The sequence below is a fragment of the Sphingobium sp. genome, from assembly GCF_033795625.1.
In the GTDB taxonomy this organism is placed as follows: domain Bacteria; phylum Pseudomonadota; class Alphaproteobacteria; order Sphingomonadales; family Sphingomonadaceae; genus Sphingobium.
Map to the genome: position 1 here is coordinate 1 of NZ_JARYGI010000046.1, position 23,942 is coordinate 23,942.

26 protein-coding genes and 1 pseudogene are annotated in these 23,942 nt (G+C 63.5%); 15 read left to right on the forward strand and 12 right to left on the reverse strand.

The window, feature by feature from the left end:
• A partial coding sequence (locus QHC67_RS16610; protein ID WP_319295948.1) for an IS3 family transposase occupies positions 1 to 553 on the forward strand: 553 nt, incomplete at its 5' end.
• 254 nt (positions 554 to 807) lie between these two features.
• Here the strand turns inward: QHC67_RS16610 and QHC67_RS16615 are convergent.
• Positions 808 to 1,926: an AI-2E family transporter gene (locus QHC67_RS16615; RefSeq protein ID WP_319295949.1), complete on the reverse strand. Its 1,119-nt coding sequence runs from the start codon at positions 1,924 to 1,926 to the stop codon at positions 808 to 810.
• Between the two features lie 684 nt (positions 1,927 to 2,610).
• On the opposite strand from QHC67_RS16615, the gene QHC67_RS16620 reads away from it, so the two are divergent.
• The 8 genes and pseudogenes from QHC67_RS16620 (at position 2,611) to QHC67_RS16655 (ending at position 10,170) form a co-directional block, all read left to right on the forward strand.
• Positions 2,611 to 3,567 (forward strand): CorA family divalent cation transporter, encoded by a 957-nt coding sequence (locus QHC67_RS16620; protein WP_319295951.1) that lies wholly within the window; start codon positions 2,611 to 2,613, stop codon positions 3,565 to 3,567.
• Positions 3,568 to 3,667: 100 nt separating this feature from the next.
• A complete protein-coding gene (locus QHC67_RS16625) occupies positions 3,668 to 5,281 on the forward strand; it encodes a phospholipase D family protein (RefSeq protein ID WP_319295952.1) in 1,614 nt (537 codons plus the stop codon).
• Between the two features lie 48 nt (positions 5,282 to 5,329).
• Entirely contained in the window at positions 5,330 to 5,611 is a 282-nt protein-coding gene (locus QHC67_RS16630; protein ID WP_319295953.1) for a hypothetical protein, read from the forward strand.
• 339 nt (positions 5,612 to 5,950) lie between these two features.
• Positions 5,951 to 6,238, forward strand: a complete 288-nt coding sequence (locus QHC67_RS16635) for a helix-turn-helix domain-containing protein (RefSeq protein ID WP_319295955.1) — start codon at positions 5,951 to 5,953, stop codon at positions 6,236 to 6,238.
• A 103-nt stretch (positions 6,239 to 6,341) separates the two neighbouring features.
• Positions 6,342 to 6,506 (forward strand): annotated as a pseudogene (locus QHC67_RS16640) (JAB domain-containing protein); the annotation flags it as partial.
• A gap of 99 nt (positions 6,507 to 6,605) precedes the next feature.
• The gene (locus tag QHC67_RS16645; RefSeq protein ID WP_319295956.1) at positions 6,606 to 7,931 is read left to right on the forward strand and encodes an MFS transporter; all 1,326 of its coding nucleotides are present in this window, start codon (positions 6,606 to 6,608) and stop codon (positions 7,929 to 7,931) included.
• Positions 7,928 to 8,857 carry a cysteine synthase A gene (cysK, locus tag QHC67_RS16650; RefSeq protein ID WP_319295957.1) on the forward strand — a complete coding sequence of 310 codons (930 nt, stop codon included), beginning with the start codon at positions 7,928 to 7,930 and terminating at the stop codon, positions 8,855 to 8,857. The genes QHC67_RS16645 and cysK overlap by 4 nt, the downstream gene beginning before the upstream one ends.
• 20 nt (positions 8,858 to 8,877) lie before the next feature.
• Positions 8,878 to 10,170 carry a cell wall hydrolase gene (locus tag QHC67_RS16655; RefSeq protein ID WP_319295959.1) on the forward strand — a complete coding sequence of 431 codons (1,293 nt, stop codon included), beginning with the start codon at positions 8,878 to 8,880 and terminating at the stop codon, positions 10,168 to 10,170.
• Positions 10,171 to 10,296: 126 nt separating this feature from the next.
• Here QHC67_RS16655 and QHC67_RS16660 read toward each other — a convergent pair whose 3' ends face one another.
• The 10 genes from QHC67_RS16660 to coxB form a co-directional block, all read right to left on the reverse strand.
• Positions 10,297 to 10,488: a hypothetical protein gene (locus QHC67_RS16660; RefSeq protein ID WP_319295961.1), complete on the reverse strand. Its 192-nt coding sequence runs from the start codon at positions 10,486 to 10,488 to the stop codon at positions 10,297 to 10,299.
• 287 nt (positions 10,489 to 10,775) lie between these two features.
• Entirely contained in the window at positions 10,776 to 11,651 is an 876-nt protein-coding gene (locus tag QHC67_RS16665; protein ID WP_319295963.1) for a class I SAM-dependent methyltransferase, read from the reverse strand.
• Positions 11,652 to 11,660: 9 nt separating this feature from the next.
• Positions 11,661 to 13,061, reverse strand: coding sequence for a threonine synthase (gene thrC, locus QHC67_RS16670; protein ID WP_319295985.1), 1,401 nt, complete (start codon positions 13,059 to 13,061; stop codon positions 11,661 to 11,663).
• Between the two features lie 43 nt (positions 13,062 to 13,104).
• Positions 13,105 to 13,746 carry an SURF1 family protein gene (locus QHC67_RS16675; protein ID WP_319295964.1) on the reverse strand — a complete coding sequence of 214 codons (642 nt, stop codon included), beginning with the start codon at positions 13,744 to 13,746 and terminating at the stop codon, positions 13,105 to 13,107.
• Positions 13,747 to 13,950: 204 nt separating this feature from the next.
• Complete coding sequence (locus QHC67_RS16680; protein WP_319295965.1) at positions 13,951 to 14,781, reverse strand: cytochrome c oxidase subunit 3; 831 nt, start codon at positions 14,779 to 14,781, stop codon at positions 13,951 to 13,953.
• A gap of 66 nt (positions 14,782 to 14,847) precedes the next feature.
• Complete coding sequence (locus tag QHC67_RS16685) at positions 14,848 to 15,408, reverse strand: cytochrome c oxidase assembly protein (protein ID WP_413818559.1); 561 nt, start codon at positions 15,406 to 15,408, stop codon at positions 14,848 to 14,850.
• A gap of 8 nt (positions 15,409 to 15,416) precedes the next feature.
• The gene (locus tag QHC67_RS16690) at positions 15,417 to 15,545 is read right to left on the reverse strand and encodes a hypothetical protein (RefSeq protein WP_319295968.1); all 129 of its coding nucleotides are present in this window, start codon (positions 15,543 to 15,545) and stop codon (positions 15,417 to 15,419) included.
• Complete coding sequence (locus QHC67_RS16695) at positions 15,542 to 16,420, reverse strand: heme o synthase (RefSeq protein WP_319295988.1); 879 nt, start codon at positions 16,418 to 16,420, stop codon at positions 15,542 to 15,544. Before QHC67_RS16695 ends, QHC67_RS16690 begins: the two co-directional genes overlap by 4 nt.
• Before the next feature lie 175 nt (positions 16,421 to 16,595).
• Complete coding sequence (ctaD, locus tag QHC67_RS16700; RefSeq protein ID WP_319295969.1) at positions 16,596 to 18,272, reverse strand: cytochrome c oxidase subunit I; 1,677 nt, start codon at positions 18,270 to 18,272, stop codon at positions 16,596 to 16,598.
• Positions 18,273 to 18,291: 19 nt separating this feature from the next.
• Entirely contained in the window at positions 18,292 to 19,338 is a 1,047-nt protein-coding gene (gene coxB / locus QHC67_RS16705; protein WP_319295971.1) for a cytochrome c oxidase subunit II, read from the reverse strand.
• Positions 19,339 to 19,572: 234 nt separating this feature from the next.
• Here coxB and pyrE point away from each other — a divergent pair, with 234 nt between their 5' ends.
• Genes pyrE through QHC67_RS16735 form a run of 6 tightly spaced genes read left to right on the forward strand, consistent with a single transcriptional unit; the run spans position 19,573 to position 23,633 of the window.
• Positions 19,573 to 20,151 carry an orotate phosphoribosyltransferase gene (gene pyrE / locus QHC67_RS16710; RefSeq protein ID WP_319295973.1) on the forward strand — a complete coding sequence of 193 codons (579 nt, stop codon included), beginning with the start codon at positions 19,573 to 19,575 and terminating at the stop codon, positions 20,149 to 20,151.
• Positions 20,152 to 20,176: 25 nt separating this feature from the next.
• Positions 20,177 to 20,905 carry a pyridoxine 5'-phosphate synthase gene (locus QHC67_RS16715; protein WP_319295974.1) on the forward strand — a complete coding sequence of 243 codons (729 nt, stop codon included), beginning with the start codon at positions 20,177 to 20,179 and terminating at the stop codon, positions 20,903 to 20,905.
• Positions 20,902 to 21,174 (forward strand): hypothetical protein, encoded by a 273-nt coding sequence (locus QHC67_RS16720; RefSeq protein WP_319295976.1) that lies wholly within the window; start codon positions 20,902 to 20,904, stop codon positions 21,172 to 21,174. The genes QHC67_RS16715 and QHC67_RS16720 overlap by 4 nt, the downstream gene beginning before the upstream one ends.
• Positions 21,171 to 21,572 (forward strand): holo-ACP synthase, encoded by a 402-nt coding sequence (acpS, locus tag QHC67_RS16725; protein ID WP_319295977.1) that lies wholly within the window; start codon positions 21,171 to 21,173, stop codon positions 21,570 to 21,572. Before QHC67_RS16720 ends, acpS begins: the two co-directional genes overlap by 4 nt.
• 34 nt (positions 21,573 to 21,606) lie before the next feature.
• Complete coding sequence (lepB, locus tag QHC67_RS16730) at positions 21,607 to 22,539, forward strand: signal peptidase I (protein ID WP_319295979.1); 933 nt, start codon at positions 21,607 to 21,609, stop codon at positions 22,537 to 22,539.
• The gene (locus tag QHC67_RS16735; protein WP_319295981.1) at positions 22,536 to 23,633 is read left to right on the forward strand and encodes an AI-2E family transporter; all 1,098 of its coding nucleotides are present in this window, start codon (positions 22,536 to 22,538) and stop codon (positions 23,631 to 23,633) included. Before lepB ends, QHC67_RS16735 begins: the two co-directional genes overlap by 4 nt.
• Before the next feature lie 73 nt (positions 23,634 to 23,706).
• Here QHC67_RS16735 and QHC67_RS16740 read toward each other — a convergent pair.
• On the reverse strand, positions 23,707 to 23,942 hold a 236-nt coding region (locus QHC67_RS16740), incomplete at its 5' end, for a hypothetical protein (protein WP_319295983.1).

Below are 23,942 nucleotides of genomic sequence, written 5' to 3' on the forward strand. Positions count from 1 at the left end.
CGATCACGTCAACCGCCAGTTCTACGCGCCCGCGCCGAACATGCTGTGGGTGTCGGACTTCACCTACGTCGCGACCTGGGCGGGGTTCGTCTATGTCGCTTTCGTCATCGACACCTATGCCAGGCGTATCGTCGGCTGGCGGGCCAGCAGGACGGCGCACGCCAGCTTCGTCCTCGATGCCCTGGAACAAGCGCTTCACGATCGCCGGCCGACCCATCGGGGCGGCCTCATTCATCATAGCGATCGTGGCTCGCAATATGTGTCCATCAAGTACACCGAGCGCCTCGCCGAAGCCGGGATCGAGCCGTCGGTCGGCAGCGTCGGCGACAGCTACGACAATGCTTTGGCCGAGACGATCAACGGCCTTTACAAGGCGGAGGTCATCCATCGCCGTGGACCTTGGCGATCCTTCGAAGCGGTAGAATACGCTACCCTCGAATGGGTCGACTGGTTCAACCATCGCCGGCTGCTGGAGCCCATCGGCAACATCCCGCCTGCCGAAGCCGAAGATCAATATTATGCTGCCGCGGACAACATCGATATGGCAGCGTGACTCACAACCAAACGCCTCCGGCAGACCCGGCGCGGTTCACACCCCCTCCAAATCACTCGAGCGAAAGCCGCTGCACACAACTCCGAGTTCTTCGAGCGCCTTGCCGATGCGGCCAGCGCTATGATCGCCGCGGATGAGATTTTTGAGACAAGGTGCCCGTGCCTGATATCCACGCGCAAAGAGTCGGTGCTGGCCTCGTCGGCTGCGCGCATACCTTCACCAAAACTTCCAAAATCCTCGGCGCAGAGAGCCTGTTATTGGTCGTCTGCAACCGATGCTGTTGGATTTGCCTGCTCAAGCGTTGGCCCGTCAGCATCCGTGCCCAGACGCTGCTCAGTCAAAATGCGCCAACCTGTGATAAAAAGAGCGCCAGCGAGTGGACCGACAACAACGCCGCTCAGCCCGATCAGGTCTATGCCGCCGAGCGTTGTTACCAGGACCAGCCAGTCCGGGATACCGGTGTCTCGTCCTACCAGGATTGGCCGAAGTATGTTATCGGCAAGGCCGATCACCAGCACGCCCGACAGGATCACTACGACTGCTTGCCAAAGGGCACCGGTCGCCAGCAGATAGACCGCAACCGGAACCCAAATAATCGCTGGGCCGATCGCAGGCAGCAGCGCGGCAATGGCGATCAACACGCCCCAGAGGAGTGCCGCAGGCAATCCGACGATCCAGAACGTGATCCCGCCTAGCGCTCCTTGAACCAGGGCAACGACCCCGGACCCCTTGACCGTCGCGCGCACGACTGCCACGAACTTGTCTCCGAGCCGTTCCGCCACCCCTCGCTCCAGCGGCAACGCGCGCACGACTGCAGGGGCAATGCGCTCGCCGTCGCGCAGGAGGAAAAACATTACGTAAAGGCTGACGCCGAAAGCAAGCAGGAAAGCCGCCGCGTTCGCGCCGATGGAGAGGGCCCGACGAGCCAACATGCTAGCGCTGCTGCTGACCGCCTGCGAGACTTGGGCCTGGGCTCGCTCGAGGCTGCCGAAACCCGACCTGTCCAGGAGGCGCTGGAGGCGTAGCGGCAAGGCGTCGTGCACCTGTTGGAAGTAATAGGCGAAGCTGATCTGACCGGTGCGTATCTTATCGTAGACCCCCGCTGCCTGCTCCACCACGAGGCTGGCGACTATCAGCGCCGGGATGACGACCGCGACCATAATGATTAGGATTGTCACTGCGGCCGCGATGTTGCGGCGGCCACTCCATCGGGCGAGCAAATGCTGGAAAAGCGGTTGGAAGAGCAGTGCGGCCAATGCTGCCCACAAAAGCGCGCCGATGAAATTGGAGACGACGAGCATCAGGCCGACCGTGATCAAGGCAAGGAAGAGAATAAGCCCGCCGCTTTCAATGCGGTGTCGAACGATCGCCATTGTTTCAGCCCTTGCAGAATGGAGCTTGGAGGGCGGACATTTCACCAAAAAGATCTTGCGGCGGTGCAAATGCTGCCAAACTCGTCATTGAGCATGGAAACCGCCGATCTTCAAGAACCCGGCTGCGGACGAGAGCGCCATTTGTCGCCGGGCCGCGCCTTCTGCGAGAGACGCAAAGGGCGCCGCCGGTTTATAATGTGAGGTAGCTGCGGGCTGGTAGGTAACTCTTCGGCATGCACGATGCGGCTCGAACTGACCATATTGGGGTCTACGATGATATCGTCGCACCGAACCACGCCTTTATTGTAAAATGTCGGCCTAATTGATTGTGATCCTCCCTCGCTTGACGGACTCCCACGTGCTTAAGAGCAATCTGCAAGACCTGCTCAGAGCCGGCCGGCCGCGCTGTAGAATGGCGATACTGGGTTCGCCCCGTGACAACAATACGTGCTGGGCCAATAGTTTAATTTGGTGCTCATATTGATGCCCTCCTCGATCGGGTAACGTGTCAGCCTCCGGGCAGACCTTGGCCAATGTCTGAATCGCTCTCACTCAATTTGGGGTTTCTCGTCGCTCGGTCGTAGAGCATTGTGCTCGCCGAGGGACATCTCGAACTTGTGGGACATAGAAGCTGTTGTGCAGCGGTCTTTAGGTTAGAAGCACCAGGACTGTACGGAGCCAGCAATGCTGAAAACTTTCCCACCTATATCGGGCGATACGAATAACGAGGCCCCTCCGAATTGCTTCTGGCTCGATCTTGTCGACCCCAGCAAGGATGAGGTGGCGCTCGTCCGCGCACGGTTCGGCATAAATGTGCCGGCCCGGTCTGCGCTGGAAGAGATCGAGGCGAGCAGCCGACTGCGCCTCGAGGGTGACATCCTCTACATGAGCGCGCCGCTGCTCGCCGGAACCGCGAATGAGAAGTGGGAAGTTGCGCCGACCGGATTCATCCTTTCGCCCGAGTGCTGCGTGACCGTCCGCTTCGCGGAGTTGGATGCATTTGCAACAGTGATCGGCGAGATCGGCAGCAAGGAGGATCTCGAGCCAGTGCAGGTCTTCGTGCGCCTGCTGGAGGAAGTCGTCGACCGCGCCGCCGACCACCTGGAACATGCTTCGGGGATTGTTTCGGACGCATTTCAGGCCGTCTTCTTCGATGAGCGGCAGAAGCGGATGCTGAATGAGGACACGGCCATGCTGAGTGAGACGATCCGGAAGATCGGCCAGGCCAGCGACCGGGCTTCGCGAGTGCGCTACATGTTCCTTAGCATCGGCCGCATGGCTGGCTTCGTCATGGAGCGGCGGCAGCCGAAGGTCGCGGGCGAGCTTCGTGGTCGGCTCGAGGCGATACGCCACGACATCGCCTCGCTGGACGAATTCGAGGCGAGCCTTGCCGGGCGTATCCAGCTGCTTCAGGACGCCGCCACGAGCTTCCTGAGCATCGAGCAGAACGATGTGGTGAAGCTTCTCACCGTCGTCTCTGTTGTCGGAGTGCCGCCAGTCCTGGTGGCGGGCATCTACGGCATGAACTTCAAATATATGCCTGAATTGGGGTGGCACCTGGGGTACCCTTTCGCGCTTGTGCTTTGCGCACTATCCGCCCTGCTCCCGCTGCTTTGGTTCAAGAGACGAGGCTGGATCTGAGATCCTAGACTTTGGTGCCTCTTGCGTTTCTATAGGGCGGGAACGTTCCCAAAGCTGTCCTGTTGATAGCCATCGATCGTCGACTGCGGGGAGTCACAGGGTGGTACGGACCAGAACAGCGCTTCTGACGATCGGTGGGCTACTGGCGGGGTTCGCGGGCCTGCGCATGGCAGGCCGGCTCCCACGCCTGGAGCCGCGTGCGACATCCCGGGCGCTCGGCGACACTGCCGACACCACGCTCGGAAGGAGCGCAGCCAGGCAGTGTGCGGCGCATCCGGGACTTTCCGGCGTCCAACTTCTCACCGACGCGCCCGATGCTTTTGCGGCCCGGGTGCTGCTCGCCAGCGCCGCCGAACGCAGTATAGATCTCCAATATTATATCTGGCACGGGGATCGATCCGGTACACTCTTGCTCGAAGCCTTGCATGAAGCGGCCGAACGCGGCGTGCGCGTGCGCATGCTGCTCGACGACAATGGCATTGTCGGGCTCGACACAGTGCTGGCGGCACTTGACGATCATCCGAACATCGAGGTGCGGTTGTTCAATCCGTTCGCGATCCGCTGGCCCAAGCCGATCGGCTACCTGTCGGACTTCTCCCGGCTTAACCGCCGCATGCACAATAAGAGCTTCACCGCGGACAACCAGGCGACGATCATCGGGGGACGCAATATCGGCGACGAATATTTCGGTGTTGGTGATGGCGGGTTGTTCGCAGACCTGGACGTGCTTGCGATAGGCCCAATCGTGCGCGACGTATCGGCCGACTTCGACCGGTACTGGACCTCAATGTCGGCTTACCCCGCAGCGCACATCCTGCCTCGGGTCGGGGAAAGCCACCGGGCAAGGCTCGCGGCCACGGCATCGATTGTCGAACGCGACTCGACAGCATCGAAATATGTGGCCGCGCTTCGCGATTTGCCGCTGATCCGCCAGCTGATGGAAGGAAGCGAGGATCTTGAATGGGCCAAGGTCCGCATGATCAGCGACGATCCGGCCAAGGCCTTAGGGCGCGCTGCGCCGGAGATGCGCCTGAGTGGCAAGCTGGAAGGTGCGATCGGTACGCCGCAGCGCAGCCTTAGCGTCATCTCGGGCTATTTCGTGCCCGGAAAACAAGGTATTGCCGAGTTTCGGCGGCTGGCGGAAGGAAGCGTGGCGATATCGATCCTCACCAACGCATATGAAGCCACCGACGTCGGCGTCGTCCACGCGGGGTATGCGCCCTGCCGTCCAGCGTTGCTGGAAGCGGGCATCCGTTTGTTCGAAATGCACAAGGCTACCCGTGCCGCACCCGCTAGCAAGGAACGGCGCCACGCTTCCCGGCTGGGCATTGGAAGTTCGCTGCGCGGCTCGGGCACCGGATCGATGGCTGCACTGCGATCAGGCGCGTCGATGCTGCATGCCAAGACGTTCGCCGTCGACCGTAAGCGCCTGTTCATCGGCTCATTCAACTTCGATCCACGCTCCGCTGAGCTCAATACCGAACTTGGCTTCGTCATCGAGAGCCCGCGGCTCGCCGCGCAGGTGGCGGATGCATTCGAAGATGCCATTCCGCGCCACGCTTATGAGGTGGCATCAGGTGATGATGGTGCGCTCCGATGGATCGAACGCCGCGGGAGCGGCGATATCGTTCACGCGCGCGAGCCCGGCATAGGTGCGGCCGAACATCTAGCGGTCGACGTCCTTGCGAAGCTGCCGGTTCAGTGGCTGCTTTAGGGCCGGGAGTATCGTGGAAGACTAGTGCACCTCTCGCCATTTGCTGTCATGACCCTGTTCGAGATCAGGTACCGTTTCCACGTCAATTGCGGCTTGCTGGGCTTTTTCATTGGCATCATCGTAAGCGACGGACAGCGCCGCTTGATGCTTCAGGCTGGTGTTGGCGTTCAGCAGCGGGCGATCTCTTCGCAGCTCAATACCACCGGCAGCTTACGCTACATCGACAGCGGCTTGCGCACCCGATACGACTCGGACGAGCGGCCTCCATCTTGGGAGCCCCCCACCGTGTGGGACGGACTCGACCGAAACGTATCGCTACGGCCGAATTGAAAGATGGTGCGGGTGGTCGGAATCGAACCGACACTCCTTGCGGAACCGGATTTTGAAGGGAGTCGTGTCTTTCCTATTCCGCGCAACCCCCACAAACTCGCAACCGAGATCGCCCACATACCCGTGGCGCAGCACCTGCCCGACACCTAGCGCCATCAACGAAACGCAGCGCGACCAACCCCGCCTATGTGGCCTCTATGGTATCCGTTTCTCCGACCCCTGCCGGGAACGTCTTTCGCGGCGGTGAATGGCGCAGCATGTATGTCCGTGCGGAAGCGTGAGGCACCGGTCCCGGGCGCTTAAACATAAACCCGAAGCGATCCTCGACAGACTACCGCGATGATCAACTCAAGACGCGGCGACACGGCCTTGGTCGTGCTGCCGAAGGAGGCGGTAGTGCCAGATAGCAAATTCCTTACGCCTGACGAGGTGGCTGAGCGCTACCGGGGCGGTATTTCGGTTGGGACCCTTCGGAATTGGCGCGCGATGCGTCTCGGCCCGTCCTTCGTCAAAATTGGCAAGGCCGTGCTCTACCCCCTCGAGGAGCTTGATGCTTGGGATGAAAAGAATAAAGTGCAGTGCCGTGCATCCAAGGGACTCGGCGAGCACAGGGGTGATCAAGCGTGATGGTTACGTTCGGGCATTATCAACCGCCCCCAGTCTCCGGCACCAGTCCTCGTCATATTTGAATTTATTGCATGGTAATCAATGGCTTAGAATACTGCAAGGCATGGTGCACAACCATCCGAGCGGCGCGCCGGAACCCAGCCGTCAGGACATCGATATCACGCGCCAGATCGTCGATGCGGGCAAGCGGCTAAACATCCTGGTGCACGATCACATCATCATCGGCAGCGAAGGGCATAGCAGTTTCCGGGCGCTGGGCCTGCTCTAGGCGGTCCGGCTTGCGAAACGCGGGTAAAAGCGCATCTGCGTCGTCGCCAATCACAAGCATTGTTGCCGCGCGGCTGCAGCAAGGCCTAGAGAGAGCGGCATGGCCCTGCTTTCCCCCGACCATCCGCTGCGCTTCGCCAGTTTCCGCTCCTACCTGATCGGGCGTGTGTGCGCGGTGCTGGCCCAATATGGCATGATGATCGTGCTTGGCTGGCAGACCTACAACATCGCGCGCGAGACGATGGGGACGCAGGGCGCAGCCGCCCAACTGGGGCTGATCGGCCTCGCCCAGTTCCTGCCGCTGTTCTTCCTCACGCCCGTCACCGGCTGGGTGGCCGATCATTTCGACCGGCGGAAGATCGTCCGCTTCACGCTGTTGCTGCTGGTCGTCGGCGCGGGCTTGCTGGGGCTGGCGACCTATGAGGGATGGGTCACGCTTCCGCTGATCCTGCTGGTGGCGGTACTGGTAGGCACAGCCCGCGCCTTCAATGGCCCGGCGTTCGGCGCACTGGCGCCCAATCTGGTGCCCAAGGCGACTCTGCCTCGCGCCATTGCGTTGTCCAGCGTTGCCGGACAGTCGGGCATGATCATTGGCCCGGCCATGGGGGGCTATGCCTACGCCATCGCACCATGGGGCGCCTATGCGCTGAGCGCGGCGCTGTTCGCCGTCGCGCTGCTGTGCATGCTGACGATCGGGCCGGTTCCGCAGGCCCCCCGCGATACCAGCCGCCATCCGATCCGGCAGATGATCGATGGCCTTAGCTATGTGCGGCAGAACCGCTTCCTGCTGGCGACGATCACGCTGGATCTGTTCGCGGTGCTGCTGGCGGGCGCGACGGCGCTGCTGCCGATCTATGCGCGCGACATCCTGCATGTCGGTTCCCGAGGGCTGGGGCATCTGGCCGCCGCGCCTGCCGTGGGTGCTGGCCTTACGGCCCTGTGGTTTTCCTTCCGGCCGATGCAGCGGGAGGTCGGCGTCAAGATGCTGATCGCCGTCATCGTGTTCGGCCTCGCGACGATCGTGTTCGGACTGACGGCGTTCCTGCCTCACGATCTGGCCATGGAAGTGGCGCTCGGCTCGCTTCTCGTGCTGGGCTGCTCGGACATGGTTTCCGTCTACGTCCGGTCCTCGCTGATCCAGTTGCATACGCCCGACGAGATGCGCGGGCGCGTAGGCAGCCTGTCGCAGCTCACCATCTCCGCCTCCAACGAACTGGGCGAAGCGGAATCCGGCTTTCTCGCCGCGCTGATCGGCCCAGTCGCCGCCATTATTGCAGGCGGCGCCGGAGCCATTATCATAACCCTTGCATGGTCGCGGCTATTCCCCGAGATCAGGCTTGCACGCAGCTTCGACCCACCCGACATACGGCCGACCGGAGCGACCCACGCCATATCCGTATCACAGGTGAAGGAGACGACGACATGAAGGCATCCAGCATATTGGAGACCATTGGCAACACGCCGCATATTCGCGTGAGCCGCCTGTTCGGCGACGCTCCAGAGGGCGCGGAAGTGTGGATCAAGTCGGAGCGGTCCAACCCCGGCGGATCGATCAAGGACCGTATTGCGCTCGCCATGATCGAGGCGGCGGAAGCATCGGGCGACCTCACGCCCGGCGGCACCATCATCGAGCCGACTTCGGGTAACACGGGCGTGGGCCTTGCCATGGTGGCGGCGGTCAAGGGCTACAAGTTGGTGCTCGTGATGCCGGAGAGCATGTCCGTCGAGCGGCGGCGGCTCATGCTGGCCTATGGCGCGAGCTTTGACCTGACCCCGCGTGAGAAGGGCATGAAGGGCGCGATCGAACGTGCGCTGGAACTGATCGACCAAACGCCCGGCGCGTGGATGCCGCAGCAGTTCGAGAACCCGGCGAACATCGACGTGCATGTCCGCACGACGGCGCAGGAGATACTGAATGATTTCAGCGATTCGCCGCTGGACGCGGTTATCACCGGCGTCGGCACCGGCGGGCATATCACGGGCGTCGCTCAGGTGCTGAAAGGCCAGTGGCCGGGGCTGAAGGTGTTCGCCGTCGAACCGACGCTATCGCCAGTCATCAGCGGCGGGCAGCCGGGGCCGCATCCGATCCAGGGCATCGGCGCGGGCTTCATCCCGACGAACCTGCATACGCAGTTGCTGGACGGCGTGATCCAGGTCGATCCGGCGCTGGCCAAGGACTATGCGCGCCGCGCTGCGACCGAAGAGGGGATGCTGGTGGGCATTTCGTCCGGTGCGACGCTGGCGGCGATTGCGCAGAAGCTGCCCGAACTGGGTGCTGGCGCGAAGGTGCTGGGCTTCAACTACGATACCGGCGAACGCTATCTGTCGGTGCCGGACTTCCTGCCGGAATGATGGGCAGCGACTGACTCGTCATGCGTGAAGGCATCAGGAACTGGATTGCCGTGGTCGGCGGGCTGCTGGTGTTCGCCGGACTGCCTGCTGTCGTGGCACGATTCGACACGGCGCGCGTGGCGAGCGGCGCGTCGACCGAGGCGCGCCCGCGCTCGCTGGCCGTGCGCCCCCCCTCCCCGCCGCCGCCGGTCGAGCCGGTCAGGGTGCTGGCCGTCGAGCGGGAGGAAGCGCGCGACATCAATGCGCGCGTGCCCTTCTCGCGCCTGCCCAATCCGGCGGCGCGGCCGTTTACCTTCGCCGGGGCGCCCGATTCGCTGGCGCGAGCCATCGATTGCCTGGCCGCGGCGGGCTATTACGAGGCGGGCGACGATACGACCGGGCAGAAGTCGGTGGCGCAGGTCGTGCTCAATCGCCTACGGCATCCGGCCTTTCCGAAGACCGTCTGCGGCGTCGTGTTCCAAGGGGCCGAACGGCGGACGGGGTGCCAGTTCACCTTCACCTGCGACGGGGCGCTGGCGCGCACGCCTTCGGTGGCGGCGTGGGATCGGGCGCGGGATGTGGCGCGGGCGGCGCTGTCCGGAACCGTGTATCGCAAGGTCGGCTACTCGACGCATTATCATACCGATTGGGTGGTGCCCTATTGGAGCAGCAGCCTGGACAAGGTGGCGGCCGTGAAGACGCACCTGTTCTTCCGCTGGACCGGATGGTGGGGAACGCCACCCGCTTTCCGCCGCATCGTCAGCGCGGACGAGCCGGTGATCCCTCAGATCGCCCGCCTGTCCCCCGCGCATCAGGGGACTCCGGGAACCGCCCTGCTGCCGGGGAGCGGGCTTGGCCTGCTGTCGCCCGCCACCATGGCGGCGGGAACCGCGCGGCTGATCACACCGAAGATGGGGGCGGACGGGCTGGCTGGCGTGACGCTGATGGCAGTGGATTCGGGGGCCGGTGCGTTCATCCTGCTGGTGGACCCCAAGAAGCCGGAAACCTATGCGAATATGGCGGCGGTGTTCTGCACCGGGCGGCAGCGGTGCCGGATCCTGGCATGGAACGATCGGGCAGCGGTGCCCAGGAGCTTCCCGATTTCGGAGACTGCGCTGTCCAGCATGGCGTTCAGCTATATCCACGATGCGGCCAGCGGATTGCAGCGGGCGCTGTGGAATTGCACGCGGACGCCACGGCCCAATCGCGCGGAGTGCATGCGGGTGCGGGAACCTGCGGCTGCCGTGGCGCCGCCTGCCGTGGCGCCGACCGGGGTGGCGCCGCCTGCGAAAGGGAAGCCGCCGGAGACTGTGGTGATTACCAAGCCGTTTTAGAACACGGGAGTGTCGGAGCTTGGTCTGGTCGATCTCGACCGCCGCCGTTCGCCCTGAGCTTGTCGAAGGGTTCTGCTGAGCGCAGCGAAGCACCTTCACTTCGTTCAGGGGAAGGCTTCGACAGGCTCAGCCCGAACGGTTGGGAGAGTTGTGCGCGCGGTGAAGTGTAGCTTCATCCAACTTCTCATCCTGGAGAAAGTTGGGCGTGTTGGATCGCGGCGCTTGGGCGCGCGTGTCCGGAAACTCATGAAGAAGGATGACGGTCGGCGCGTCCTTGCCTCGGTCACCCAGGCTCGACGACTTGGTAGTGGTAGTCATGATAAAGCGTCTAGGCTTTATGGTTTGGCATCCCGGCGGGTCTGCTGCTCCCTTTCGGGCATTTGGAGGCAATTACTGGTTAGCCGCTGACGCGACGCCCCTACAGTCCTCGGTACCAGGTATGCCGGCAGTGTTGCGGATATCCGTCTTCATGCTGGATGGTTCCGCGCCGACCGCTCCTGCACGACACCGCCGCACAGGAACCTTCACTTGCCTTCGCCGTGATCAGGAGCGTTGGAAGTGAGGAAGCGTATAACCTATATGGTTCGTTATGTCAAGATTTTCGTTCAGCGTGACCAGCGCGCCCAGATCGCAGTCGGGAGAGCGAGGCCCCGCGCTTCCTCACGGACGGCGAGTTCGCCTGCTTCCACTTTGCCTGGGAGATCAGCAAATGCCTGCGACAGCAATTCCCCGATAGCGAGCGCCGACATCCGCACGGCATAAACGGTAAGGAACAGGAATCGGCTGTCGACGTCCAGCAACTGGCGGCAATCGGCAATGAGCTTGGGAAGATCTTCCTCCAGTCGCCAGACTTCACCGTCAGGGCCGCGGCCATATTTCGGCGGATCGAGAAGGATGCCGTCATAGCGGCGGCCGCGCCGGACTTCACGCGCAGTGAACTTGGCGGCATCATCGACGATCCAGCGGATCGGCTTGTCCGCCATGCCGGATAGCTCCGCATTGGCGCGGCCTGCGGAGACGGATTTCTTCGACGCGTCGACATGCACCATCTGTGCGCCTGCGGACGCCATGGCAAGCGTGCCGACACCTGTATAACCGAATAGGTTCATGACCTGCGCGTCCGGCTTGTCCGCGATCCGCGCCCGCATCCAAGTCCACACCGGGGCCATGTCCGGGAAGAAGCCGAGATGGCGAAAGGGCGTGCAGCTCGCCTGGAACGCGACCTCCTCCCATGCCAGAGGCCAGCCATCCTTCGGCACCGGTTTTTCGTAGAACCAGCGGCCCCCGCCTTCGTCGTCGGAACCGGGGATGAATTCGCCATCCGCCGTCCAGTCGGTCGTGGCGGGTGCCCACATCGCCTGCGGCTCTGGGCGGATAAAGCGATAGGAACCGTAGCGCTCCAGCTTCCGTCCATGCCCGGAGTCGAGCAAGCCATAGTCGGACCATGGCTCGCCCGTCAGCGTGTGCAGCTCAAGCGCCATGGTCGTCGATTATTTCCGCGGCGTCGCGTGATCCGCGACATAGGCGGTGATCGCCTCGAACGTGGCGGGCAGCTTCGTGAAGGCTTCCTCACGCTCGAACAGGCTGCCGACTCGGGTGGGCAAGCCGGGACGCGTGCCGGTCGCGCGCTCGACCGCATCGCGGAACTTGGCCGGGTGAGCGGTCGCCAAGGTCACCACGGGAATCGACGGATCGAGGTCATCGGCGCGGGCGGCGGCCAGGCCGATCGCGGTGTGCGGATCGATGATCTGCCCCGCGCCGTCATGCGCCCACCGCATTGCGAGCGCCATGCCGTCGGCGTCCACGCTGGCCGAGCGGAACAGCGCCGCCGCGCCTTCGCGCTGGGCGTTGGTGAGACGCATCGCCTTCGTCGCTTCGAAGCCCGCCATCTGTTCGGCAAGGGCCGCCCCGCCCCGTCCGCCCGCGTCGAACAGCAACCGCTCAAAATTCGAGCTGACCTGAATGTCCATGCTGGGCGTCGCGGTCGGCATGACAGTGCCCTGGCTATAGTCGCCCTGCGACAGGGCGCGGTGGAGGATGTCGTTGACATTGGTGGCGACGATCAGGCGGGCCACGGGCAGGCCCATCTTCGCCGCCGCATAGCCGGCAAAGACGTCGCCGAAATTGCCGGTGGGCACCGCGAAGGCCACAGGACGTGCAGGCGCGCCGAGGCGGACCGCGGCGTAGAAATAATAGACGATCTGCGCCATCAGCCGCGCCCAGTTGATGCTGTTGACGGCGGACAGGTTGAAGCGGCTGGAGAAGTCCGCATCATTGAACATGCGCTTCACCAGCGCCTGTGCGTCATCGAAGCTGCCGGAGATGGCGATGTTGTGGACGTTGGGCGCGCGCACCGTCGTCATCTGGCGGCGCTGTACGTCCGACACGCGGCCGTCGGGATGAAGCATGAAGATGTCGATCTTGTCGCGTCCCGCCACCGCATCGATCGCCGCCGAGCCCGTGTCTCCCGAAGTCGCGCCGACGATGGTCAGGTGATCGTCGCGGCGCGAAAGGAACCGTTCGAACAACTGGCCGAGCAACTGGAGCGCGACATCCTTGAATGCCAGCGTCGGGCCATGGAACAGTTCGAGCAGCCAGTGGCGATGATCGAGCTGCACCAGCGGCGTGATCGCCTGATGGCTGAACCGGCCGTAGGCGGCAGTGCAGAGGTCGCGCAGTTCGTCCTCGGTCAACGACCCGGCGACGAACGGGGCCATTACGCGCACGGCGGTTTCGACATAGGAGAGGCCAGCCAGCGCGGCGATGTCTTCGGATGAGAATTGCGGCCATGCTTCGGGCAGATAGAGCCCGCCGTCGGAGGCGAGGCCCGCCAGCGTGACATCCTCGAAACCCAGCGCTCTGGCGCTTCCTCTGGTGCTTACATATTGCATGATGCTTGGCGCGGTAGCGGGCGCGAGGCGGGAGGGCAAGACTTTAGCCCGCTGGCGGCGGTGGCGGCGAGAGCCTTTTGCGCACGGCAATGATGTAGATCACTAGCGCGACCGCGGCGAAGAGAAACCACTGCACGGCATAAGCGAGGTGATTATTGGGAATGTCCTCGATATGCGGCGGCGTTGCGGCTTTCAGGCCCGGTGCGGGGGTGCGCGCGATCAGCATCGGGCGCAGCGGTGGCGCTTTGCCGAACGTGCGTGAAATGAGGGAGCGATGGTCGGGCTCCTCCGAGATCCAGCCCTCAACCTGGCCGCCGGTCCATTGCGGCGTCGTGTCGGCGCGAGGCGCCACGCCGATGTTGATGAGTGCGCCGGGGCCTTCCGCGCCGGTCGAGCATTCCGCAATGGCGCGGAAGCCCATGCTGCCGTCGGTTGCGCGTCCCGCTTCGCGACGCCAGCCGGTGACGCGGAGGCAGTGGACGGAGGAGCGGCGGAACATCAGTTCCGGATCTACGGAGGGAAGCCTGGGGAAGGCGACCGAGGGCTTATCGGGATTGGCACGCAGGATGGCGATCGCCGCTTCCTTCTCGCCGCGCCGTTGAAGTTGCCAGATGCCGAGGCCGATCATGGTGGCCACGGCCAACAGCACGATGATCGTGGCGATCAGGGGCAGCCGACGGATCATGCCTTTATCTCCCGGCTTGGTCTATCGACGCGGCCGTGGCGCGGCTCCGCGCTTCGCCCTGCGAAACGAAAAGGGCCTGCGCCCGTCGCCGGACACAGACCCTCTGTAGCATGGAACTTCAGAGGCGGCACCGTACCGGGCATTGCCCTATCTCTCCGCTCGTTCGGTTCCGCCTCGCCCGAGGATCGAGCGAGGCTAATATCATCAGCCCGCGTGGACCGGCGCGCCCCAGCCGCCCCAGACATAGACGGCGACAAAGAGGAACAGCCACACGACGTCGACGAAATGCCAGTACCAGGCGGCAGCTTCGAAGCCGAAATGCTGGCGGGGCGTGAAGTCGCCCTTATAGGCGCGGATCTGGCAGACGATCAGGAAGATCGTGCCAACCAGAACGTGGAAGCCGTGGAAGCCCGTCGCCATGTAGAAGCCCGAGCTGTAGGGCGTCCCGCCGAAGTCGAACGGTGCGTGCGCATACTCATATGCCTGAATGCAGGAGAAGATTATGCCCAGGATGATCGTCGCCCACAGACCTTTCTTCAGGCCGTCGCGGTCGCCATGGATCAGCGAGTGGTGCGCCCAGGTGACTGTGGTGCCCGAGCAAAGCAGGATAAGCGTGTTGAGCAAAGGCAGCTCGAACGCGTTCATAACCTCGACGCCCTTCGAGGGGAACAGCCCTTCGATCGGCGCGAGCGCTGACGGAAACAGGGAGAAGTCGAAGAACGCCCAGAACCAGCCGACGAAGAACATCACTTCCGAAGCGATGAACAGGATCATGCCATAGCGCAGGTGAAGCTGAACGACGGGCGTATGATCGCCGGCATGCGCTTCTGCGATGACCTTCGACCACCAGCTGTAGAAGGTGTAGAGTATACCGGCGACGCCCATCAGGAAGATCCAGCCGCCATGCGCGGGCATGGAGTCCGGGTGCATCCACGACACGGCACCGAAAGCCATCACCAGCGCCGACATCGAACCGAGGAACGGCACGATGTCCGGCGGAAGAATGTGATAATCGTGGTTCTTGGCGCCTGCCATCTTGCGTCTTCCCTATTTATCTGCGGCCTGTCATTGCCGCCCGTACGGCAATCAGTTGATTGACCCTTAGCCGGGCTTTTTCCCGTTCTCAACCGGGTAGAAGGTGTAGCTCAAGGTTATTTCCTGCACGTCCTTGTTGTCCGGATCCGTCAGGATCTTCGGGTCGACATAATAGAGGACGGGCATGCGAACTTCCTCACCGGGCTGCAATGTCTGCTGCGTGAAGCAGAAGCATTGGATCTTGGTGAAATAGGCGCCCGATTGCGTCGGCGTGACATTGAAGGTGGCGGTGCCCGTCACGGGCTTGTCGGACATGTTCTTCGCAATGAATATCTGCATGTCGCGCGCCCCGACGGTAATGGTGTCGGTCTTCTGCTCCGGATAGAATTTCCAGGGCATGCCGGGCGTGACGTTCGAATCGAAGCGGATCGATAGGGTGTGGCCGACCTGCGGCTTCACCAGCACCGTGCTGTCGGCGCGCTGCGTGGTGCCGTCGAAACCCGTTACCTGGCAGAAGATGCGGTAGAGCGGCACGGAGGCAAAGCCGAGCGCCAGCATGGCGGCGGCGAGGCAGGCCATCCACATCAAGGTGCGGCGGTTGCGGTGTGCGAGCAAAGGAGCGGTCATGGTGGCCATCAATGCATCCCCATCTTGGCGATGGTGATCGCGTAGAACAGGATCACCAGCCCGGCCAATATCAGGCCGGTAACGATAGCGCGCGATTTCTGACGCGAGCGGACCTGCTTTTCCTCCTCCGGCGTCATGCGAATATCCAGCGGTCGACAACCAGCGCACCGAAAAGGAGGAAGAGGTAGAGGATCGAATATTTGAACAGGCGCTTTTCGGGCGCCATCTTCGCCGGATCGCTTTCGCGGCGGTGGCCGACCTGAAACGCCATGGCTGCGAAGATCGCCGTGCAGAGGAACGCAATGGTGCCGTAGATGGGACCGGTCAGGCGCAGCAGCACCGGCGCCATGGCGGCAGCGGCCATGATCGCGGTGTAGAACCAGATCTGGCGGCGCGTCGCGACTTCGCCCGACACGACCGGCAGCATCGGGATGCCGGCATTGGCGTAGTCCATCTTCACGAACAGCGCGAGCGCCCAGAAATGCGGCGGCGTCCAGAAGAATATCAGCGCGAACAATGCGACGGGAAGCGCAGTGACGTCGCCGGTGACCGCGGCCCAGCCGATGACCGGGGGAAACGCGCCCGCCGCGCCGCCGATAACGATGTTCTGCGTCGTGCGTGGTTTTAGCCACATGGTGTAGACGATGACGTAGAACAGGATCGATATGGCGAGAATGGCGGCCGCGAGCCAGTTGGTTGCGAGGTACATCAAGACCACGGAGAATACCGATAGCCCGACACCGAAATGCAGGGCGGACTGGCGATCCATGCGTCCTGCGGGCAACGGCCGATTTGCGGTGCGGACCATCTTTGCGTCGATATCCGCTTCATACCATTGATTGAGCGCACCAGCGGCGCCTGCGCCAAGAGCGATGCACAGGATCGTAGTGAAGGCGAGGACGGGATGAATCGTGCCCGGTGCGGCGAGCAGTCCGCACAGGCCAGTGAACACCACCAGCGTCATGACGCGCGGCTTGGTTAGCGCCAGGAAATCGCGCCAGTCCGACGGCATCACGCCGCCCGACCCGAAAGTCGGGTCTGCCGCATTGCTCTTCACGTCTATCGGCGAACTTGCCATTTTTACCTCACACGTCGCCCCGGCGCATGGCCGGGGTCCCGAGCCGGACGGATTGCCCGGCTTGCGGGGCCATGGCTCTCACCGTGGCCCCGCCGATATCATCACTGCCTCAGTCGATCTTTGGCAGGGTCTCGAACTGATGGAACGGCGGCGGGCTGGTAAGGGTCCATTCCAGCGTCGTCGCACCTTCGCCCCAGGGATTGGCAGGCGCCTTCTTGCCTGCGGCCAGCGACCAGATCAGGTTGACGAAGAAGATGCCCATGCCCGCGGCCATGATCTCATAGCCATGGCTGGCGACGGTGTTCCAATACTCATAAGCGGCCGGATAATCGGGATAGCGACGCGGCATGCCCGAGAGCCCGAGGAAGTGCATCGGGAAGAACAGCACGTTCACGCCGACGAAGAACACCCAGAAGTGCAATTGGCCGAGGAACTCGTTGTACATCTTCCCCGACATCTTCGGGAACCAGTAGTAGAAGCCGGCGAACAGGCCGAAGACGGCACCCAGCGAGAGCACATAGTGGAAGTGCGCGACGACATAATATGTGTCGTGCATCACGTCATCCACGCCGCCATTGGCGAGCACCACGCCGGTGACGCCGCCGACGGTGAAGAGGAAGATGAAGCCCAGGGACCAGACCATCGGCGTCTTGAAGCTCATCGATCCGCCCCACATCGTCGCGATCCAGGAGAAGATCTTGATGCCGGTCGGCACCGCGATCACCATGGTTGCGGCCGTGAAGTACATCTTGACGTTCACCGACATGCCGGTGGTGAACATGTGGTGCGCCCAGACGACGAAGCCAACCGCGCCGATCGCGACCATGGCGTAGGCCATGCCGAGATAACCGAAGACGGGCTTGCGGCTGAAGGTCGAGACGATCTGGCTGACGATGCCGAAGCCGGGCAGGATCATGATGTACACTTCGGGGTGGCCGAAGAACCAGAAGAGATGCTGGTAGAGCACCGGATCGCCGCCACCGGCCGCGTCATAGAAGGTGGTGCCGAAGTTGCGGTCGGTCAGCAGCATGGTGATCGCGGCGGCGAGAACCGGCAGCGCCAGCAGCAGCAGGAACGCAGTGACCAGCACCGACCATACGAACAGCGGCATCTTGTGCAGGGTCATGCCCGGCGCGCGCATGTTGAAGATGGTGGTGATGAAGTTGATCGCGCCCAGGATCGAGCTGGCGCCTGCGATATGCAGCGACAGGATCGCAAGGTCGACAGCCGGACCTGCCGAACCGCTGGTCGAGAGCGGCGCGTAGACCGTCCAGCCAGTGCCCGCGCCGTTGCCCGTGCCGCCGGGAACGAAGGTCGAGCCCAGCAGCAGCGTGAACGCGGGGATCAGCAGCCAGAAGGAGACGTTGTTCATGCGGGGAAACGCCATGTCCGGCGCACCGATCATGATGGGCACGAACCAGTTGCCGAAGCCGCCGATCATCGCGGGCATCACCATGAAGAACACCATGATGAGGCCATGCGCCGTGATCAGCACGTTCCAGAGATGATAGGCCTGATCCAGCGTCGCCTGACCGCCATCCATGTAGCTGGCCCAGCCTTGCAGATACTGAATGCCTGGATGCGCCAGTTCGGCACGCATCAGGCCGGAGATCGCCCCGCCGATGATGCCCGCGACGATCGCGAAGATCAGGTAGAGGGTGCCGATGTCCTTGTGGTTGGTGGACATGAACCAGCGCGCGAAGAACGCCGGCTTGTGCTCGGCATGATCGTCGTGGTGGGCATGAGCGCCGGAGAAGTCGTCCGGAGTTGCAGTGGTGGTTGTCATGACTGGCGGACCTTATGCATTAAATCTTGCTGGCGTCGCCCCGGGGCGCGTCGACGGGCGGACCGGGCAGTGTGCTGCCCTGCTGCGGACCGGGCGCCCCTGCCGGAGCGGCGGTGCCGGCGGCATTGCCGCTGGCCAGCTTGCCACCCTGCGAGAGCACCCACTGGTCGAACTGTGCGGGCGGAAGCGCTTCGATCGCGATAGGCATGAACGCATGCCGCGCACCGCAAAGCTCCGAGCACTGGCCGTAGTAGACACCCGGCTTTTCGATGGTGAAGCTCTTCTCGTTCAGACGACCGGGCACGGCGTCCATCTTCACCCAGAGCGAGGGCACGCCGAAGCTGTGGATCACGTCGGCGCCGGTGATGATCAGCTTGATCGGGCGGCCGACCGGCAGAACGAGGCGGTTGTCCGCGGCAAGCAGATAGGGTTCGCCGTTGGCCAGCGCCTTGTCAGCGGGAAGCATGTTGGAGACGAATTCGGGGATGCCAGCGTCCGGATATTCATAGCCCCAGTACCACTGATAGCCCGTGACCTTCACGGTCAGCGCGTCCTTGGGCGCGGGCTTGTACTGGTCGGCGAGCAATCCGATGGAGGGCACCGCGATGGCGAGCAGGATCACCACCGGAAGCACGGTCCAGAGCACTTCGATCAAGGTGTTGTGCGAGGTCTTGGAAGGCACGGGATTGGCCGAGCGGCGATAGCGGAACATTACCCAGAGCATCAGCACCAGCACCAGCACCGAAATCGCGGTGATGATCGGGACGAGCATCATGTCGTGCAGCCAGCGGCCCTGACGGCCAGTGGAAGTGAACTGTTCCTGCAGCGTGTATTCCGCAGGACGAGGCATGCCGATGCCCTCAGTCGGCTTCATGCGCGGCGGCGCAGCGACTGTAGCGGCGGGCGCGGCTGCGGCAGCCGGCGCCGCGGCAGTGGCGGCCGAATCAGCCGATGCAGTAGCAACCGGCGCCGATGCGGCGGCGTTATCCTGCGCGAGGGCTCCCTGGCCCAGCAAGGGCGCAAAAGCCAGCACCGCTGCAAGTACGACCGATTTAACCATCTTCATAAGCGTCTCGACACCTTGTAACCCGGACAGCCGACAGGCCTGCGGAAACTGTCCGGCAGCGTCTGACTTGCGGCGGCTTATAGGCACGGTTATCCCGCGCCTCAAGGTCCTATACGCGGATTTTCTTCGCTGTTGCAACGTTGCCTTCCGCCGCTTATTTGCGGGCGCCTGTGCGGGGACGCGCGGCGCGTTGCAGAGAAGCCTCTGCGGCAGCCACGCCAAGGGGAAAATCGAATGACGGACGAAGAAGTGCTGGCGGAATTCCGGGCGGCAGGTGCGCTGCTGGAAGGGCATTTCGTGCTCTCGTCGGGCCGGCACAGCGCCAATTACCTGCAGTGCGCGCGCGTACTGATGAATGCGGAGCGGGCAGGCAAGCTGGCGCGCGCGCTGGTGCAGACATTGCCGCGCGAACTGCGGAGCGAGATCGAAGTGGTGGTTTCGCCGGCCATGGGCGGCGTCATCATCGGCCACGAAGTCGGGCGGGCGCTGGCAGTAGACGCGCTGTTCCTGGAGCGCCCGACCGGCACGTTCGAGTTCCGCCGCGGCTTCGGCCTGAAGCCGGGGCAAAAAGTGCTGATGGTGGAGGACGTAGTGACGACGGGCCTTTCGTCGCGCCAGGCCATGGAGGCCGTCGCAGCGGAAGGCGGCATCGTCATCGCCGAAGCGGCGCTGGTGGATCGCTCCGCAGGCGGCGCAGACCTGGGCGTGCCCTTCTATCCCCTCGTCAGCATCAATTTCCCGGTCTACGATGCGGACGACCTGCCGCCGGAACTGGCGGCGGTACCCACGATCAAGCCGGGCAGCCGGAAATAATCCACCGCTGGCACAGGATGACGCGATGACGGGATATCTGAGGCTGGGCGTCAACATCGATCATGTCGCGACCATCCGCAATGCGCGCGGCGGCGTCTATCCCGATCCGATCCGCGCGGCGCTCGTCGCGCAGGAAGCGGGCGCGGACGGCATCACCGCCCATCTGCGCGAGGACCGGCGGCATATCATCGACGAGGATATCGCGCATCTGATCGGGGCGATCGCCCTGCCGCTCAACATGGAGATGGCCGCGACTGAGGAGATGGTCGCCATCGCCCTGCGCCATCGCCCGCATGCCGCCTGCATCGTTCCGGAACGGCGCGAGGAAGTGACGACCGAGGGCGGGCTGAATGCGGCGGGGCAGCATAATCATTTGAAGCCGCTCATCACCCGGCTGGCTGAGGCAGGGATCCGCGTCAGCCTGTTCATCGAGCCCGAGCCCGTCCAGATCGAAGCGGCGCTGTCGCTGGGCGCGCCGGTGGTGGAGCTGCACACCGGCAAATATGCGCATTGCGAAGGCGAGGAGCGCACGGTCGAGTTGCGCCGCATCGCCGATGCCGCGGCACTGGCCACCAAGAATGGCATCGAGGTCCATGCCGGGCATGGCCTGACATTCGACAATGTCGCGCCCATCGCGGCTATCCCGCAGATCGCGGAACTCAACATCGGCCACTTCCTGATTGCCGAAGCCATCTTCGACGGGCTTGGGCCGGTCGTGCAGCGAATGCGCGCCTGCATGGATGCGGCCAGATGAAAGCGACCTATCTGCAACCGGCGCAACGCAGCCTATTTTGGACATTAGCTGCCATTCACTGGACGTTGCTCGCTCTACTCGGCGTAGGAGCTTTATTAGGCTTCATAATGGCACTATCAGCTACCTATGTTCCTGCGGTCTTATGGCAAGTTGCCGGTCTCGCATTTGCTCACCTCCACCAGAAAAATGGGGCTTTAACTCAAGGGATCATGGCCTTGCTGGCTTTAAGCGTGATCGATGCTCTCGCTATTTGGATTCTCTTACGGTGATCGTCGGGCTCGGTTCCGACCTGTGCAATATAGAGCGTATCCAGAACTCGCTCGACCGTTTCGGAGAGCGCTTTGAGCAGCGGGTGTTCACCGATGTCGAACGCGCCAAGGCCGCGCGGCGGCCGCTGACCAAGGCCGGAACGCTCGCCAAGCGGTTCGCCGCCAAGGAGGCGTTTTCCAAGGCGGTCGGAACCGGCTTCAAGGCTGGCGTGTTCATGCGCGACATCGGCGTGGTGAATGCCCCGTCCGGTGCGCCTACCCTGCACCTGACCGGCGGTGCGCAGGCGCGGCTGCTCTCCCTCATTCCGGCAGGCCACAAGCCCGTCATTCACCTGACGCTCACCGACGATCATCCATGGGCACAGGCATTTGTAATTATCGAAGCCCTGCCGCAATAAGGGTGCAAGCCCAAGAGACTTTCTAAGGACGCAGATGACGGCAACCCCCATGGACGCAGGGCAGGATAGCGGCGCCAGGCTGGACTTCGATCCCGCTCTCGATCCGGACAGCCAGGGTTCCGGCCCTCATGACAGTGCGCCTGCGCATCATGGCGGGGTGGACTGGTGGCAGGAGATCAAGAGCATCGTCGTGCTCATCCTGGCCGTGCTGGCCTTTCACAGCTTCGTCGCCAAGCCCTTCTACATCCCCTCGGAATCGATGATGCCGGTGCTGCTGACCGGCGACCGGCTGGTGGTGAGCAAATATCCGTTCGGCTGGTCGTTCGTCTCGCCGAGCTTCCACCCGCTGCCCTTCATCAAGGGGCGGATCTTCGGCCGCCTGCCGGAGCGTGGCGACATCGTGATCGTGACGCCGCAGGCGCGCAACGAGGACTATATCAAGCGCGTCATCGGCCTGCCCGGCGACATCCTGGAAGTGCGCGAGGGCGTCGTCATCCTGAACGGCATTCCCGTGCCACAGCGCTGGACCGCGCCGCTGCGCATCCCCGTCGACGCCAACGCCCCCTGCCCGCCCGACCAGTTCCCCGGCGCGCTGGTGGAGGATCGCAACGGCAGGCGCTGGTGCGAATTGCCGGTGAAGCAGGAGACGCTGCCCAACGGCAAGACGTACAGGATCATCGATGTGGGCGCGCGGACGCTCGACTGGTACGGGCCGGTGCGCATCCCCGCCGACCATGTGTTCCTGATGGGCGACAATCGCGACAACAGCGCCGACAGCCGCGCCACGCTGGCCGAAAAGGGCCTAGGCGGTCCCGTGCCGTGGGAGTCGATCGGCGGCCGCGCGGAGTTCATCACATTCTCGCTGGACGGCACCGCCAGCCTCAATCCGCTTAGCTGGTTCGGGGCGCTGCGCGGCGGCCGTGCCGGGCACAGCCTGCGTCCCGCAATCGAGAAGGCGAACCCATGACCGACACCGAACGCCATGTGGAAAAGCCCGGCCCCGCGGAGCATCAGAGCCCACTGGTCCGCAACGAGTTGCAGCGCGCAGGCGTGTGGTTCGGCCTTGCCATCGCCATAGCGCTGGCGTGGCTGCTGGCCCAGCCGATCCTGCTGATCATGGGTGCGCTGGTGCTGGCGACGATGCTCGACGGCGGCGCGCGGCTGCTGGGGCGAGTCGCGCCGATCGGGCGTAGCTGGCGGCTGGCGATCGTCATCATCGGCGTCTTCGGTTTCCTTGCGTGGACGGTGTACCTCACCGGGTCGCAGATGGCGGGACAGGCGATGGCGATGCGGACCATCGTGGAGGCGCAGATCGACCGCATCGGCGGCTGGGCGTCGCAACTGGGCGTCACCGCGACGCCTGCGGACCTCAAATCGCTGGGCAGCCAGGTCATGAGTTCGCTCGGCCGGGTCACGGCGGCGCTGATGACGACGGTGGGCGTCGTCACCAGCCTGGTGATGATGCTGGTGCTGGCGATCTTCATCGCGGTGGAGCCCAAGCTGTACGAGCGCGGCGTCGCATGGATGCTGCCCATCACCAAGCGGCAGCATTTCTACAAGGTCGCGGACAAGATGGGCTGGACGCTGCGCCGGTTGATGGCCGGGCGGCTGATCGGCATGCTGGTCGAGGGGATCGGGACATGGGTGCTGCTGGCGGTGGGCGGCGTGCCGATGGCGGCGCTGCTGGGCGTGCTGACGGGCATCCTCGCTTTCCTGCCCAATATCGGCGCGATCATATCGGGGGCGCTGATCATCCTGGTGGGCTTCTCCGGCGGGGTCGACTCGGGCCTGTATGCGGTCGGCGTGTACCTGGCCGTGCAGATCATCGACGGATATCTGATCGTGCCGATGGTCGCCAAGCGCGCCGTGGACCTTGCCCCTGCCCTCGTCCTGGGCGCGCAGATATTGTTCGGGGCGCTGTTCGGGATATTGGGCCTGTTCCTGGCCGACCCGATCGTGGCGATGATCAAGGTCTATCTGGAGGAGCGGGCCAAGACGAACGGCAAGGCCGGGAGCGATGCCGACGGCGGGACCGGCCTGATCGGATTGACGCCGCGATAGGTTTTCGCGGGGCGGTCGTTGGGTCGGAAGGTGACAAAGGTGACACTACGTCACCCCCCACCTGACCCCTTTCTCACCTGCCGCGGGCGCGCGGTGTTCGCGTCGACGGTGCGGTTTTCGGATTGCGTGTCGAGGGCTTGGCGGGCGCGTCCTTTGCGGTGCGGGTGCGGGGCTTGCGTGGCGGAAAGCTGTTCACCCACGCCTCCAGTTCTTCATAGGCGATGTCCTTCGCCATCTGGGCACCTCTATCAACCTCGCGTTCTGACGCCTGTTTGGCAGCGGAGGGCTGATGAAGCGCTGCCTTTGCCA

Coding starts and splice junctions, on each gene's coding strand:
- QHC67_RS16615 (WP_319295949.1), bottom strand. CDS start 1,926: ATGGCGATCGTTCGACACCGCATTGAAAGCGGCGGGCTTATTCTCTTC.
- QHC67_RS16620 (WP_319295951.1), top strand. CDS start 2,611: ATGCTGAAAACTTTCCCACCTATATCGGGCGATACGAATAACGAGGCC.
- QHC67_RS16630 (WP_319295953.1), top strand. CDS start 5,330: ATGACCCTGTTCGAGATCAGGTACCGTTTCCACGTCAATTGCGGCTTG.
- QHC67_RS16635 (WP_319295955.1), top strand. CDS start 5,951: ATGATCAACTCAAGACGCGGCGACACGGCCTTGGTCGTGCTGCCGAAG.
- QHC67_RS16645 (WP_319295956.1), top strand. CDS start 6,606: ATGGCCCTGCTTTCCCCCGACCATCCGCTGCGCTTCGCCAGTTTCCGC.
- cysK (WP_319295957.1), top strand. CDS start 7,928: ATGAAGGCATCCAGCATATTGGAGACCATTGGCAACACGCCGCATATT.
- QHC67_RS16655 (WP_319295959.1), top strand. CDS start 8,878: ATGCGTGAAGGCATCAGGAACTGGATTGCCGTGGTCGGCGGGCTGCTG.
- QHC67_RS16660 (WP_319295961.1), bottom strand. CDS start 10,488: ATGACTACCACTACCAAGTCGTCGAGCCTGGGTGACCGAGGCAAGGAC.
- QHC67_RS16665 (WP_319295963.1), bottom strand. CDS start 11,651: ATGGCGCTTGAGCTGCACACGCTGACGGGCGAGCCATGGTCCGACTAT.
- thrC (WP_319295985.1), bottom strand. CDS start 13,061: ATGCAATATGTAAGCACCAGAGGAAGCGCCAGAGCGCTGGGTTTCGAG.
- QHC67_RS16675 (WP_319295964.1), bottom strand. CDS start 13,746: ATGATCCGTCGGCTGCCCCTGATCGCCACGATCATCGTGCTGTTGGCC.
- QHC67_RS16680 (WP_319295965.1), bottom strand. CDS start 14,781: ATGGCAGGCGCCAAGAACCACGATTATCACATTCTTCCGCCGGACATC.
- QHC67_RS16685 (WP_413818559.1), bottom strand. CDS start 15,408: ATGACCGCTCCTTTGCTCGCACACCGCAACCGCCGCACCTTGATGTGG.
- QHC67_RS16690 (WP_319295968.1), bottom strand. CDS start 15,545: ATGACGCCGGAGGAGGAAAAGCAGGTCCGCTCGCGTCAGAAATCGCGC.
- QHC67_RS16695 (WP_319295988.1), bottom strand. CDS start 16,420: ATGCCGTCGGACTGGCGCGATTTCCTGGCGCTAACCAAGCCGCGCGTC.
- ctaD (WP_319295969.1), bottom strand. CDS start 18,272: ATGACAACCACCACTGCAACTCCGGACGACTTCTCCGGCGCTCATGCC.
- coxB (WP_319295971.1), bottom strand. CDS start 19,338: ATGAAGATGGTTAAATCGGTCGTACTTGCAGCGGTGCTGGCTTTTGCG.
- pyrE (WP_319295973.1), top strand. CDS start 19,573: ATGACGGACGAAGAAGTGCTGGCGGAATTCCGGGCGGCAGGTGCGCTG.
- QHC67_RS16715 (WP_319295974.1), top strand. CDS start 20,177: ATGACGGGATATCTGAGGCTGGGCGTCAACATCGATCATGTCGCGACC.
- QHC67_RS16720 (WP_319295976.1), top strand. CDS start 20,902: ATGAAAGCGACCTATCTGCAACCGGCGCAACGCAGCCTATTTTGGACA.
- lepB (WP_319295979.1), top strand. CDS start 21,607: ATGACGGCAACCCCCATGGACGCAGGGCAGGATAGCGGCGCCAGGCTG.
- QHC67_RS16735 (WP_319295981.1), top strand. CDS start 22,536: ATGACCGACACCGAACGCCATGTGGAAAAGCCCGGCCCCGCGGAGCAT.